Genomic DNA, 12,935 nt, shown 5'->3' on the forward strand with positions numbered 1-12,935 from the left:
GCGTGGCGAACGCCCTTGTGATTGGGCCGGTGTGCTGCGGCGGAATCCTATCTGAAAGTCGCCGGCGGTTCAAAGCTGGCGGCTAAGCGTGTTGCGTCCTCGGCGCACCATCCAGTTATTTCATCAAGCTCAATCAAACTGGTCTGGGGCTCTCTACCAGCGCGGGCGGCCACCGCGTTGCATCGGGCGGACAGATAGAGCGTGGCGGCGCTGCGTCCGCACGATACGGGCGTGTGACGATGGCCGCATGTCACGGCCAAGTTTCTCGACGCGCCTGGTCGTTCTTCTGCAGCGTCTTGCGCTCATGACGGGCAATACGCCCGTAGGCGCAGGAACGACCGAGCCGCCTCGGAAGGCGGGCGTGCTCGCACGGGCCTGTGTTGCGCTCAGCGCAGGAGACGCCGAAGCCGCCCAGGACATCATCAACACCGATTGCCCGCTGGTCATCGGCACAGCAGGCCAACGCGAGTACACGCTCACGCAAAAGTTGCGCATCTTCTACCGAGACGGGTTCCTCGACCGATACTCCGGTGACCGACTAGCTCACCCCGGAGCGCTCTGGACCCTGTCGATGCTGCTGCCGAAACAGTTCGATGCGCACTCCAACGGGAAGATGACCGAGACGCACTTCGCGCACTGGGAGTTGTTCCCGAGCATCGACCATGTCGACCCGGTCGCTCAGATAACGCCTCTAACTGGGTCACCACCTCGATGCTGCGCAACTCTGCCAAGGCGCATTGGACGCTAAGTGAGCTGGGATGGACCCTGCAGCCTCCTGGCAACGTCGAGCACTGGGACGGCTTGTCGGGCTGGTTCACCGAGTACCTCGCCGAACACTCCGATCTCGCGGCCTCATCGGCTTGCCTGCGCAAGTGGCTGCGCGCTACCCACACGGTCCAGCGAGGGGCGTCCGGACGGCCGTTATCGGTCACCTCCCGTCACGCGCGACACCGTCACCAGTCAAACGAACGCGCCTGAACCGGGCACCCGGAGATCGCGGTGTACCCGCTGGCAGCGCATTGAGAAGCTCGATAGGCCCCCGACATGGAAATACCTGACCAGCATCTTGGCTGGTCAGGTATCAGATTGGGTGGAGCCGCCTAAGAGAATCGAACTCTTGACCTTTTCATTACGAGTGAAATGCTCTACCGACTGAGCTAAGGCGGCGCGGCTCCCGAAGGAACCTTCACAAGTTTAACCGGTCCCCCCGCTCGATCCCAAAACGGGGGTCAGCGGGCCGCCGCGCCGAGGGTGGCGACCATCGCGTCGACCGCGAACTTCGGCTTCACGTTCATCGACAGCGCCTCCCGGCACACCAGAATCGCCTCGATGCACTGGAGCAAGGACTCCGGTGATGCGACGGAGGCGAGGCCGCGGGCCTGGTCCTCCATGTCGGGGTGGGTCATCGTCGATACAGCGCCGTAGGACTGTGCGAGCGCGTCGCGGTATAGACCGGCGAGGTCGATGAGCGCACGATCGAGCGAGTCGCGTCCTGTGCGGGTGCGACGGGATTTCTGGCGCTGCTCGAGCTCCTTCAGTACACCGGCGGATCCGCGCAGCGCTCCGGCCGCACCCTTTCCGGTGCCGCCGGCGCCGAGCGAGGTCCGGAGCTCGTCCGTCTCCCGCTCGTCCCTCTCGGCGTTGATCTGCAACGAGTCGGCCTCCGCGGCCTTCACCAATTCTTCGACCACCGCGTACTGCGTGGCGGGACGCAAGGCGGCCTTGGCGATCCCCAGGGCGCGTTGGCGGCGATCACGGGCATCCGGATCCGTCGCCAAACGTCGTGCCCGGCCGACATGTCCACCGCCGACGGACGCTGCCCACAGAGCGGTCTTCTCGTCGAGTCCGTCGTTCTCCTGCAGTACACGGGCGATGTCCGCGGGCTTGGGTGTCACCAACGCCACGTGCCGACACCGCGACCGGATGGTGACGGCGATGTCCTCGGGATCCACCGACGGCGCGCACAGCAGGAAGATGGTGCGTGCAGGTGGCTCCTCGACGGCTTTCAACAACGCGTTGTAGGCGCGCTCACCCAGACGGTCGGCGTCCTCGATGACGACGATCTGCCACTTACCGGTCGTGGGACGACGTGCCGCCATCTGCACGACCTCACGCATCTCCTTGACCGAAATGCTCAGGCCTTGCGGGACGATGCGCCGCACGTCTCCGTGCGTGCCGTGCATCGTGGTGGTGCATGCGTGGCAGTGGCCGCATCCGATGACGTCCGGGTCGGTGCACTGCAGAGCGGCGGCGAAACACACGGCTGCGATGGAGCGGCCCGATCCGGGAGGCCCGGTGAACAGCCACGAGTGAGTCATGCGGGAGCCGATGTCCCCCTCGCGAGCAGCAGCTGCGGCGTCGGACAGTTCCGCCACGACCTCGTGCTGCCCCACCAACCGTTCGAACACACCCGCCATGGAAGCGAGCCTAGTGGTCCTGTGCGACAGCCTTGCCTCGGCGAGAGGCCAGCACCTTGGACACACCCGTCATCACCGCGACGACGATCGATCCGACCACCAACCCGATCACTGCGGACGCCAACGTGTTGACGATCCAGGCGAGCACTCCACCGATGCCGGCGACGTCGTGGACCGCTTCCTCCATGTGGTGGACGAACTCGTAGATCGGATGGAACCCCAGCTCGTCGATGCCGTTCAGCAGGATGTGCCCGCCGACCCACAGCATCGCGGCGGTGCCCACCACGGACAGCACCGACATGACCTTCGGCATGCCCTTCACCAGACCGCGCCCGATCGTCTGCGCGACGCCCGACGACGTGTCGGCCAAGCGGAGACCGATGTCGTCCATCTTCACGATCAGCCCGACCACGCCGTAGACGAGCACAGTGATCACCACGGCAACGACGGCCAGGATGATCAGGCGGCTCCAGAAACCCTCCGCGGCGATAGTGTCCAGCGCGATGACCATGATCTCGGCCGACAGGATCAAGTCCGTCCGCACGGCACCGGCGACGACGGTGTCCTCGTCGCGCGGACCGTCCGCATCATGATCGTGCGCGCCGTGACCCGAGACCGCGCCCCAGATCTTGTGCACCGCTTCGTAACTCAGATATGCACCGCCGACCATGAGGATCGGCGTCAACAACCACGGCAGGAACTGGCTCAGCAGAAGCGCGATCGGCAGGATGATGATGAGCTTGTTGCGGAGAGAACCGATGGCGATGCGCCGAACGATGGGCAGTTCGCGCTCCGCCGCCAGACCCCGCACGTACTGCGGAGTGACGGCAGTGTCGTCGATGACCACTCCCGCAGCCTTCGCTGTCGCCTTGCCGGTGGCAGCGCCGACGTCGTCGATGGACGCGGCGGCGAGTCGAGCGAGCGCCGCGACGTCGTCGAGCAGGGCAACAAGTCCGCCGGCCATGAGAACTCCTGAAACGTAGGTCAGTGGTGACTGTGAGAGTACCGCCGCCGGGCACTCCCCAACCGCGCATCCGTGCGCACACACGCTCCGCTAGCTGCACACCCCCTGCAACCTGCAGCAAGCCGTGTCCAGTTGCAGCAACCTGTGTGAACACCCCTCGCAGCCCGCACTCCTCGCGCTACAGGAACCTCAGAAGCTCATGCCCTCACTGATCACGCCCATCGTGGTCTGCCCGTCGAGTGCCTCGCGGATGATGTCGGCGTGCCCGCTGTGGTGCGCGATCTCCCGGAGCAGGTGCAGCAAGATCCGTCGTGCGGGCCACCAGATCCGCTCGGGTGCCCACGGTGCGGTGGGCTGCGGGATCAGCTCGTCGAGGCTGCCGATCGAGGCGATGTACTGCTCCAGCGCGACGCCGGCGGAGTCGAGTTCGCTCAGCCAGTGCTCGACGGAGTCGTCCGGACCGAAGGCCAGAGCCTCACCGAGCCGCGACATGTCCATCGTCGAGTTCTCGTCGCGCGCCTCGAGCATCGCGACGTTGTCGCGGATCACCGTGGCGACGTGCTTGACGATCGCGCCGAGCGTGAACTCGCTGACCGTCGTCCTCTGTCGCGCCTGCTCGTCGGTGATTCCGCGTGCCGTGATCGCGAGCAACCCGCGCTGGTCAGCCAGGATGGTGACCAGATCGAGCTTATCCCCCGCGACGTCGACCGACGGCCCGGAAGATGTGTACGTCCCCGCCATGATGTGCCCCTCTCCTCGTATGTGAGGAGAACGCTAGGCGCACACGCGGACAGCTACTGTCCTCAGGACTCGGCGGGCGGCGCTTTCTTCGCAGCGGTCTTCTTGGCGGCCGTCTTCTTCGCCGGAGCCTTCTTGGCGGCCGTCTTCTTGGCCGCAGCCTTCTTCGCGGGTGCCTTCTTGGCCGGCGCCTTCTTGGTGGCCTTCTTCTTCACCGGACCACGCGCACGACGGTCGGCGAGAAGTTCCATGGCGCGCTCGTCGGTGATCGTGCCCACCTCGTCGCCCTTGCGCAGGCTGGCGTTGGCTTCACCGTCGGTGACGTACGGACCGAAACGGCCGTCCTTGATCACCATCGGCTGGCCACTGACCGTGTCCACGCCGAGCTCACGCAGTGGCGGCGTCGCCGCACCCTGACGTCCGCGACGCTTGGGCTCGGAGTAGATCTTCAGCGCTTCCTCGAGAGTGACCGTGAAGATCTGGTCCTCCGTCGCCAGCGAGCGCGAGTCCGTCCCCTTCTTCAGGTACGGGCCGTAACGGCCGTTCTGCGCGGTGATCTCTTCCTTGCTCTCCGGATCCTCACCGACGACGCGGGGAAGGGACAGCAGCTTCAGCGCGTCTTCGAGGGTGACCGTCGCGAGGTCCATCGACTTCAGGAGCGAACCCGTCCGCGGCTTGGGTGCCGTCGACTTCTTCGCAGCCTTCTTCGCGGGGGCCTTCTTCGCCGCCTTCGTGGCGACGGCTGTGCCACCGCCACCGTCCGACGAATGCTGTTCCACCGGAACGATGTCCGGGGTGGGCTCGGGCTCCTCGGGGATGATCTCGGTGACGTACGGACCGAATCGCCCCTCCTTGGCGACGATGTCGTGACCCGTCAACGGATCCTCGCCCAGCTTGCGACCCTCCTGCGGTGTCGCGAACAGCTTCTCGGCGAATTCGAGCGTGAGCTCGTCCGGCGGGAGGTCGTCGGGGAGGTTGGCGCGCTGCGAGATCGGATCGCCGTCGGGATCGTCCGGGTTCTGCACCATGCGTTCGAGGTACGGACCGTAACGACCGACGCGGACGTGCACGTCGCGACCTTCGGAGTCGTCGAACAGGTGGATCGAGTTGATGACGCGCGCGTCGATGTCCTCGAGGTTCTGGCCGACCATCTTCTTCAGTCCGCCGGACCGTGCGACCGATCCCTCGGTGCCGTTCTCACCGCCGAAGTAGAAGGCCGTCAACCAGTCTCCGCGTCGTTCGCGTCCACCGGCGATGGCGTCGAGGTCGTCCTCCATGCCTGCGGTGAAGTCGAAGTCGACGAGTCGACCGAAGTGCGCCTCGAGCAGCGCGATGACCGAGAACGCCACCCACGACGGCACCAGAGCACTGCCGCGCTTGTAGACGTACCCGCGGTCGAGGATGGTCTTGATGATCGACGAGTACGTCGACGGGCGGCCGATTCCCAGCTCCTCGAGCGTCTTGATCAACGACGCTTCGGTGAACCGTGCGGGCGGGTTGGTCGAGTGACCGTCCGGGTCCAGGCCGGTGGCCGTGACGGCCTGGCCCTTCTCCAGCACCGGCAGACGCGATTCCGCGTCGTCGGACTGGCCGCCGGCCTGGTCGTCGACACTCTCGACGTAGGCCTTGAGGAAGCCCGCGAAGGTGATGGTGCGACCGGACGCGGCAAAGGTGCATTCCTCACCGGTACCCGCGGTCCCCGAAATGCGAAGCGACAGAGTCGTTCCGCGGGCATCGGCCATCTGGGAGGCGACGGTGCGCTGCCAGATCAGCTCGTACAGCCGGAACTCGTCGGTGTCGAGCGAGCTGTGCAGCTGGCCCGGCGTCGCGAAGGAATCACCCGCGGGGCGGATGGCCTCGTGCGCCTCCTGGGCGTTCTTGACCTTGCGTGTGTACTGCCGCGGGGTGTCGTGCACGTACTCCGGGCCGTACAGCTCGGTGGCCTGACGACGGGCCGCGTCGATCGCCGACGCCGACAGGTTCGTCGAGTCGGTACGCATGTAGGTGATGTAGCCGTTCTCGTACAGCCGCTGCGCGATGCGCATGGTGCGCTCGGAGGACATACGGAGCTTGCGCCCGGCCTCCTGCTGCAGCGTCGAGGTCATGAACGGCGGGTAGGGGCGACGCGTGTACGGCTTGGATTCGGCCGACGCGACGGTGAGGTCCACCCCGTCCAGCGCCTCCGACAGACGACGCGCGCGCGGCTCGTCGAGGACGGTGACGCCCTCGGACTTCAGCTTTCCGTCGGCACCGAAATCACGTCCCGACGCCACCCGGGCACCGTCGACGTTGACCAGCCGGGCACCGAAGGCACGGGGCGATGCGTCCGCGCCGGCGTCGAGCTGCGCGGAGATGTCCCAGTACTCGGCGGAGCGGAACGCCATGCGCTCGCGTTCGCGCTGCACGATGACGCGGGTGGCCACCGACTGCACGCGGCCCGCCGACAGCTTCGGCATGACCTTCTTCCACAGCACGGGCGAGACCTCGTAGCCGTACAGGCGGTCGAGGATGCGGCGGGTCTCCTGGGCATCGACCAGGTCGGTGTCCAGTTCGCGCGTGTCGGCGGCTGCGGCGAGGATGGCGGGTTCGGTGATCTCGTGGAAGACCATCCGTCGAACCGGGATCTTGGGCTTGAGCGTCTCGAGGAGGTGCCAGGCGATGGCTTCACCCTCGCGGTCGGGGTCGGTCGCGAGGTAGAGCTCGTCGGCGTCCTTCAGCAGACTCTTGAGCTCGGCGACCTTGCCCTTCTTCTCGGGGCTGACGACATAGAGGGCCTCGAAGTCGTGATCGACGTCCACGCCGAGGCGAGCCCAGGGCTCACCCTTGTACTTGGCGGGCACGTCGGCGGCACCGCGCGGGAGGTCCCGGATGTGCCCGACCGAGGCCTCGACCACGTAGTTCTTACCCAGGTAAGGCGCAATCTTCTTGGCCTTGGTGGGTGACTCGACGATCACGAGACGACGAATTCCGGACGCGCCGGACGACGAGGCCGTCGTGTTGTCTCCTGCTGCCACCTGGTGCCGAACCTTCCTGGCCTGGTTCTATCCAGACCCGTTCACCTGCGTCGATACCCCGAGCCGTTCGAGATCGACACACTACAGAGTGACACACACGTGCAACTCACACGCGACGCCGAGCGCGAAGACCCGGCGAAACGGTCACACGAGGACGGGCCATCCGGCTGCCGCGAGTGCACCTGCGGGGGCCTCTCCGATGTTCTCGATCAGCCTCCCGAGCCGACGCCGACCGGTGATTCTGAGCGCGGGGGAAGAACTGTGTGCCCCCACGATCGTCGGGGCGATGCCGGCCCGCATCAGTGATTGGGCGAGCACCGGATGCGTGTCCGGGGCGTGCGGGTCCAGCCCGAGGATGAAGCGAGTGCCGTCGGCTTCCTGACGTCCGGAGGCCACGACCCACGCGCGCAGCGCCCGAGGCGCGGGAACCCAGCCCGACGGCACTGCCTTGACGGCGCCGCGGACCCAGTCCGAGGCGACCGACTTCAAGTCCGGCACAGGTTCGGTGCGTACCAGCGGACGGCCCTCGTCCGTCCGCGTGATCTCGGCGTCGAATCCGGAGGCCTCGATGACGTCGGCGACGGCATGGGCGCGCCACTGAGCGTCCACGACCACCGAGATGCGTGCGCCGGCCGCCGAGATCACGGCCTGCCCCTGCGCGGCCAGAAGTCCGGCCAAGTCGGACGCCTCGGGGGGCGTCGACTCCGCGGAGAAGAAGGACAACTGGCTCACAGTCGCGACACTAGGTCACGGAAGGGCCGCGAGCGCGGTGTCTGCGTCGGAGCGTCACGGAAACGAGACGTCCCCTGCCACCGCGGAGGTGACAGGGGACGAATCAGTAGAGAGAAGTCCGATCGAGGATCAGACTGCGCGGACGCCCGTGGCCTGGGGGCCCTTGGTGCCCTGGCCGACCTCGAACTCCACGCGCTGGTTCTCCTCGAGGGTGCGGAAGCCGCTGCCCTGGATCTCGGAGTAGTGAACGAAGACGTCAGCGGAGCCGTCCTCGGGTGCGATGAAGCCGAAGCCCTTTTCGGCGTTGAACCACTTCACAGTGCCCTGTGCCATGCTTGTCTATCCTTCTTCTTGAACACCGGATTCGATGAACAGCACTTACAGTCCATCGGGCCGGTTCCGACCGCAGTGTTCTCACACCACGCTCGCAACAATTAGATCCTGCGAGCGTGAAAACGAACACAGAAGCTGCGACCGAGAGCAAGTCAACCACGTCCGACGGCATCACGACAGTCCGCACGACAACAACTTCGTAAAGATCGCGGGACCGCTGTCGGACACCCGTCCTACCATGTGTTTCGGGCACGAAACGAGGATGAGAACTGTGAGTACGACGACCGATGCACCTGCCGCTTCCTTCGGGGGCATGCTGCTCGGACGCGCACTGGCCGGGACCCCGTCCGGAGAGTCCCCGCTGACCCATGCTGCAGAGCTGCCCGGGCGCGAGTCTCGCTTCGCCCCTTGGCCACAGTGGCTCGAGCCTGCCGTCGTCGAGATCTTCCAGGACTGCGGGATTCCGCAGCCGTGGACGCACCAGGCGGACGCGGCGTCGCTCGCTCATGCGGGCCGCAACGTCGTCGTGTCGACGGGCACCGCGTCCGGCAAGTCCCTCGCCTACCGGATGCCGATCCTGAACACCCTGTCGATCGATCCGCGCGCCACCGCGCTGTACCTCGCTCCCACCAAGGCGCTGGGGGCAGACCAGCTTCGAGCGGCGATGGACATGACGGACACGCTCGCGTCCCGGGGCTTCCCCGACATCTCACCGAGCGACTACGACGGTGACACGCCGCTCGAAGTACGTCAGTGGGCCCGCCAGAACTCTCGATGGATCTTCACCAACCCCGACATGCTGCACATCTCCCTACTGAAGGGACATCAGCGCTGGGCGCACTTCTTCCGCAACCTGGCGTACGTCGTGGTGGACGAATGTCATTCGTACCGCGGTGTGTTCGGGTCCAACGTGGCACTGATCCTGCGTCGGCTCCGACGGATCGCCGCGCGGTACGGCGCCCGTCCCGTCTTCGTCCTCGCCAGCGCCACCGCGTCGAATCCCGGGGCCGCCGCCGGCAGGCTGGTCGGTGCGCCGTGCGAGGAGATCACCGACGACGGGTCCCCGCACGGGCCTCGCACGGTCGCGCTGTGGGAGCCACCGCTTCTCGACATCACCGGCGAGAACGGCGCCCCGATCCGTCGGTCGGCAGGTTCCGAAGCCGCGCGCATCATGGCGGACCTGGTGGTCGAGGGGGCGCGCACGCTGACGTTCGTACGGTCACGACGCGGTGCCGAACTGACCGCACTGGGAGCTTCGCGACTCCTGGCGGAGGTCGATCCGTCTCTGCCGCAACGCATCTCCGCGTATCGCGCCGGCTACCTCGCCGAGGACCGCCGGGTACTCGAGCGGTCACTGTCCGACGGCACCCTGCTGGGTGTCGCCACGACCAACGCACTGGAACTCGGCGTCGACATCGCCGGCCTGGATGCGGTCGTCGTCGCGGGATTCCCCGGAACGGTCGCGTCGTTCTGGCAGCAGGCGGGCAGATCGGGTCGTCGGGGTCAGGGCTCGCTGGTCATCCTCGTCGGCCGCGACGATCCCCTGGACACCTACCTGGTCCACCATCCCGCGGCCCTGCTGGACAAGCCCATCGAGGCGACGGTCACCGATCCCACCAACCCCTACGTGCTGGGCCCCCAGTTGCTCTGCGCGGCCATGGAACTGCCGCTGACGGACGACGAGGTCGACGAACTCGGCGCTGCAGGGGTGGCGCAGTCGCTGACGGAGCGCGGCCTGCTCCGACGTCGGCCGCACGGGTGGTACATCACGGCCGACGCGGCACCCCATGCCGCCGTGGACATTCGGGGCGGCATCGGATCACAGATCGCCATCGTCGACGGGTCGACCGGTCGGATGTTGGGCACCGTGGACGCCGGACGAGCGCCGTCCAGCACGCACCCGGGCGCGGTGCACATCCATCAGGGCGAGTCGTTCGTCGTCGACACCCTGGACTTCGAGGACGGTCTGGCGGTCGTGCATCCGGAGGAACCGGAGTGGACGACCTCGGCGCGCGAGGTCACCGACATCGTCATCGAGGACACTCACGAGCACCAGCGGTACGGCGAGGTGGACGTCGCCTTGGTGCAGGTCCAGGTCAGCCATCAGGTGGTCGGTTACCTCCGTCGGCTGCCGTCCGGAGAGGTACTCGACTCGGTCGAACTCGACATGCCGATGCAGGAACTGCACACGCGCGCAGTGATGTACACGATCACTCCGGAATTACTCGAAGCCGCCGGCGTCACGGCAGAACGCGTTCCCGGCTCGCTGCACGCGGCCGAGCACGCCGCCATCGGACTGCTGCCCCTGGTGGCGACGTGCGATCGATGGGACATCGGTGGAGTGTCCACTGCGCTGCATGCCGACACCGGCTTACCGACGGTCTTCGTCTACGACGGGTACGACGGCGGTGCGGGTTTCGCCGATCGCGGACACGCCGTCATCGAAACGTGGCTGTCGGCGACACGCGAGGCCATCGCGTCGTGCGAATGCGCGGCCGGGTGCCCGTCGTGTGTGCAGTCGCCCAAGTGCGGCAACGGGAACGACCCGCTGGACAAGGACGGCGCCGTGCGTGTGCTCGACGCCGTCCTCGCATGTCTGGACGGTTAGGCCGACACGGTCGCCGGTTCACCCAGCGCGACCGGCAAGCTCCGGAAGCCGTGCAGCACACGGGTATCGCGCTTGACTCCGGTACCGGCGGATGCGAGGTGCGGGAAGCGATCGAACAATGTGCGCAATCCGACCTCGCTCTCGGCGCGGGCCAACGCTGCTCCGAGGCAGTAGTGGCGTCCGCCCGAGAACGACAGATGCTTGTTCGCATTGGAGCGGCCCACGTCGAACGTGTCGGGATCGTCGAACACCTGCGGGTCGCGGTTGCCGGCGGCCAGGACGCAGACCACCAGATCCCCCGCCTCGAGGTCCATGCCCTCCACGGACATCGGCCCCTTGGCGACCCGGGCGGTCATCTGAACGGGCGACTCGAGCCGCAGCATCTCGTCGACGGCCGTGCCCCACAGCGACGGGTCCTCCTGCAGGCGGGTGAGCTGATCCGGGTTGTTCATCAGCAGGTTGATGCCGCTGCCCAGCAAGTTGACGGTGGTCTCGAATCCGGCGGCGAGCACCAGCCCGGCGGTGGCCCGCAACTCCCTGTCGTTCAGGTGGACGCCGTCCTCGGATGCGGCGATGAGCTGACTCATCAAGTCGTCACCGGGGTTCTTCCGCAACCCGGCGATGTGGGTGGCCAGCCACTCGTCGAATCCTTGCAGTCCCTGTTCGACCTCGCGGAACTGTGACCACGTGAGTCCGACATCCAGGCTCGGCGCCGCGAGTTCACCGAACTCCAACACCCTGCCCCGGTCGCTCTCCGGCACGCCGAGAATGTCGCCGATGACGGCGACCGGCAGCTTGGCGCAGTACGACGACACGATGTCGACCGTCCCGCCGCCGGTGGCGACCAACTCGTCGAGCAGCGCGTCCGCGACCCTCTGGACGTTGTCGCGCATCCCGTTCACCGCGCGCGCCGTGAACACCGACGACACGAGCTTGCGGTAGCGGGTGTGGGACGGCGGCTCGACCGACAGCAGTGACGGCGGTGCCAGCGGGTGCAGGGCACCGGTCCGGGTGCGACGCTCGATCGCTCGCAGAGGCTTCGGCAGATTCCCGCCGACGACCACGGTGCGGTAGTCGTCCGAGCGCAGCAGATCGAAGATCAGAGCGTGATCGACGGTGAGGTAGGAGACACGTCCCTCGACGAGCTTCCCCGTCTTGCGGATCTCGTCATAGAGGGGACCGGGGTTGGCCCGCGTGACGGGATCTGCGATGAGCTTGGCCTGAGGGTCGCCGATCTTGATTCCGCGCTTGGCGAAGAACCGTACGACTCCGTGCACAGCGAGCCACCGCATCCTCGACCGTGCCTCGTCTTTGACGGTGTCCACTCTCGACATGCCCAACCCCCCGATACAAGTGCATCCAACGATGCGCGTAACCCCGTGTCACACGTGTGACTGATCTCATGATGCTCCGTTCCCGCTCGCGGTGTCTACCGTCGTGTCATGACCCTGCGTCGAAGCGTGGCCGCATTGTGGATCGCCACAGTCCTCTATTGGCCGATGCAGGTCGTCGTGTCCCGCTCGTGGGCAACGCCCTACAGCTGGCGTGACGACGTCATCAGCGCGCTCGGCGCAGCCACCTGTACCGACTACTGCTCCCCCGATCACGTCGTCATGAACGCGACCTTCGTCGCCGTGGGCGCCGCGACGGCTGCGGGCGCAGCACTTCTGGTGCGTCCCTCCGTCGGTGTCGCCCGCACCGGGTGGGTGCTCGTGGCGTTGTCCGGGCTCGCGACGTGTGCGGTGGGGTTCCTGCCGCTCGACGTCTCACCGGTGCCCCACACCGTCGCGGCCCAGGTGCACTTCGGCCTGCAACTCGCCGGGATGCTGTGCGTCGCACGATCTGTCGGTCGGATCGCGTCCCGGTTCACCTACGCCTGCAGCGCGATCGCCGTGGTGGGCGGTATCGCGTTCCTCAGCCCGGGAAAGTGGGGACTGGGCTCGGGTGTCACCGAACGGCTCGCCCTGGACACCTTGAACGTGTGGACCATCGGCATGGGTGTGCTGCTGCTCGCCCGATCGTGGAATCCGGGCCCCGTAATCCGGGGCCGATAGTCCACGATCTCCAACCCCCACCGGCTCTACACTGGTCACACGCAGCGACAGGGAGGATGTTCACGGTGACGACAG

Annotated in this window: 10 protein-coding genes and 1 tRNA gene; 3 read left to right on the forward strand and 8 right to left on the reverse strand. The window is 66.7% G+C overall.

The annotated features are described in order from the left end of the window. Nucleotides 1-247: 247 nt before the first annotated feature. Nucleotides 248-748 (forward strand): hypothetical protein, encoded by a 501-nt coding sequence (locus ASG64_RS08270; protein WP_200933426.1) that lies wholly within the window; start codon nucleotides 248-250, stop codon nucleotides 746-748. A gap of 343 nt (nucleotides 749-1,091) precedes the next feature. Here the strand turns inward: ASG64_RS08270 and ASG64_RS08275 are convergent. The 7 genes from ASG64_RS08275 to ASG64_RS08305 all read right to left on the reverse strand — a co-directional run bounded on the left by ASG64_RS08275 (nucleotide 1,092) and on the right by ASG64_RS08305 (nucleotide 8,198). Continuing rightward, nucleotides 1,092-1,167: transfer RNA gene (locus ASG64_RS08275), tRNA-Thr, on the reverse strand. 62 nt (nucleotides 1,168-1,229) lie between these two features. Next, nucleotides 1,230-2,417, reverse strand: a complete 1,188-nt coding sequence (locus ASG64_RS08280; protein ID WP_042575759.1) for a DNA polymerase III subunit delta' — start codon at nucleotides 2,415-2,417, stop codon at nucleotides 1,230-1,232. Nucleotides 2,418-2,427: 10 nt separating this feature from the next. Continuing rightward, on the reverse strand, nucleotides 2,428-3,381 hold the full coding sequence (locus tag ASG64_RS08285) for a DUF808 domain-containing protein (RefSeq protein ID WP_056071948.1): 954 nt from the start codon (nucleotides 3,379-3,381) through the stop codon (nucleotides 2,428-2,430). Nucleotides 3,382-3,570: 189 nt separating this feature from the next. Continuing rightward, nucleotides 3,571-4,122: a mycothiol transferase gene (locus ASG64_RS08290; RefSeq protein ID WP_056071951.1), complete on the reverse strand. Its 552-nt coding sequence runs from the start codon at nucleotides 4,120-4,122 to the stop codon at nucleotides 3,571-3,573. A 62-nt stretch (nucleotides 4,123-4,184) separates the two neighbouring features. Then, nucleotides 4,185-7,133 carry a type I DNA topoisomerase gene (gene topA / locus ASG64_RS08295; RefSeq protein ID WP_056071954.1) on the reverse strand — a complete coding sequence of 983 codons (2,949 nt, stop codon included), beginning with the start codon at nucleotides 7,131-7,133 and terminating at the stop codon, nucleotides 4,185-4,187. Nucleotides 7,134-7,277: 144 nt separating this feature from the next. Beyond that, complete coding sequence (locus tag ASG64_RS08300; protein WP_042575755.1) at nucleotides 7,278-7,865, reverse strand: hypothetical protein; 588 nt, start codon at nucleotides 7,863-7,865, stop codon at nucleotides 7,278-7,280. 129 nt (nucleotides 7,866-7,994) lie between these two features. Next, nucleotides 7,995-8,198: a cold-shock protein gene (locus ASG64_RS08305; protein WP_005248460.1), complete on the reverse strand. Its 204-nt coding sequence runs from the start codon at nucleotides 8,196-8,198 to the stop codon at nucleotides 7,995-7,997. Nucleotides 8,199-8,511: 313 nt separating this feature from the next. Here ASG64_RS08305 and ASG64_RS08310 point away from each other — a divergent pair, with 313 nt between their 5' ends. Beyond that, entirely contained in the window at nucleotides 8,512-10,806 is a 2,295-nt protein-coding gene (locus ASG64_RS08310; protein WP_056071962.1) for a DEAD/DEAH box helicase, read from the forward strand. On the opposite strand, the gene ASG64_RS08315 is transcribed toward ASG64_RS08310, so the two are convergent. Then, the gene (locus ASG64_RS08315) at nucleotides 10,803-12,140 is read right to left on the reverse strand and encodes a cytochrome P450 (RefSeq protein WP_056071965.1); all 1,338 of its coding nucleotides are present in this window, start codon (nucleotides 12,138-12,140) and stop codon (nucleotides 10,803-10,805) included. The two genes, ASG64_RS08310 and ASG64_RS08315, sit on opposite strands and share 4 nt — an antisense overlap. 108 nt (nucleotides 12,141-12,248) lie before the next feature. Here ASG64_RS08315 and ASG64_RS08320 point away from each other — a divergent pair, with 108 nt between their 5' ends. Then, complete coding sequence (locus ASG64_RS08320; protein WP_082518224.1) at nucleotides 12,249-12,860, forward strand: DUF998 domain-containing protein; 612 nt, start codon at nucleotides 12,249-12,251, stop codon at nucleotides 12,858-12,860. Nucleotides 12,861-12,935: the final 75 nt, after the last annotated feature.

This window comes from Rhodococcus sp. Leaf247, from assembly GCF_001426185.1.
Lineage (GTDB): Bacteria > Actinomycetota > Actinomycetes > Mycobacteriales > Mycobacteriaceae > Rhodococcoides.

Bases quoted from the DNA above. Each gene is read 5' to 3' on its own strand.
- ASG64_RS08305 (WP_005248460.1), bottom strand. From the start codon at position 8,198: ATGGCACAGGGCACTGTGAAGTGGTTCAACGCCGAAAAGGGCTTCGGC.
- ASG64_RS08285 (WP_056071948.1), bottom strand. From the start codon at position 3,381: ATGGCCGGCGGACTTGTTGCCCTGCTCGACGACGTCGCGGCGCTCGCT.
- ASG64_RS08290 (WP_056071951.1), bottom strand. From the start codon at position 4,122: ATGGCGGGGACGTACACATCTTCCGGGCCGTCGGTCGACGTCGCGGGG.
- ASG64_RS08320 (WP_082518224.1), top strand. From the start codon at position 12,249: ATGACCCTGCGTCGAAGCGTGGCCGCATTGTGGATCGCCACAGTCCTC.
- ASG64_RS08280 (WP_042575759.1), bottom strand. From the start codon at position 2,417: ATGGCGGGTGTGTTCGAACGGTTGGTGGGGCAGCACGAGGTCGTGGCG.
- ASG64_RS08315 (WP_056071965.1), bottom strand. From the start codon at position 12,140: ATGTCGAGAGTGGACACCGTCAAAGACGAGGCACGGTCGAGGATGCGG.
- ASG64_RS08270 (WP_200933426.1), top strand. From the start codon at position 248: ATGTCACGGCCAAGTTTCTCGACGCGCCTGGTCGTTCTTCTGCAGCGT.
- ASG64_RS08310 (WP_056071962.1), top strand. From the start codon at position 8,512: ATGCTGCTCGGACGCGCACTGGCCGGGACCCCGTCCGGAGAGTCCCCG.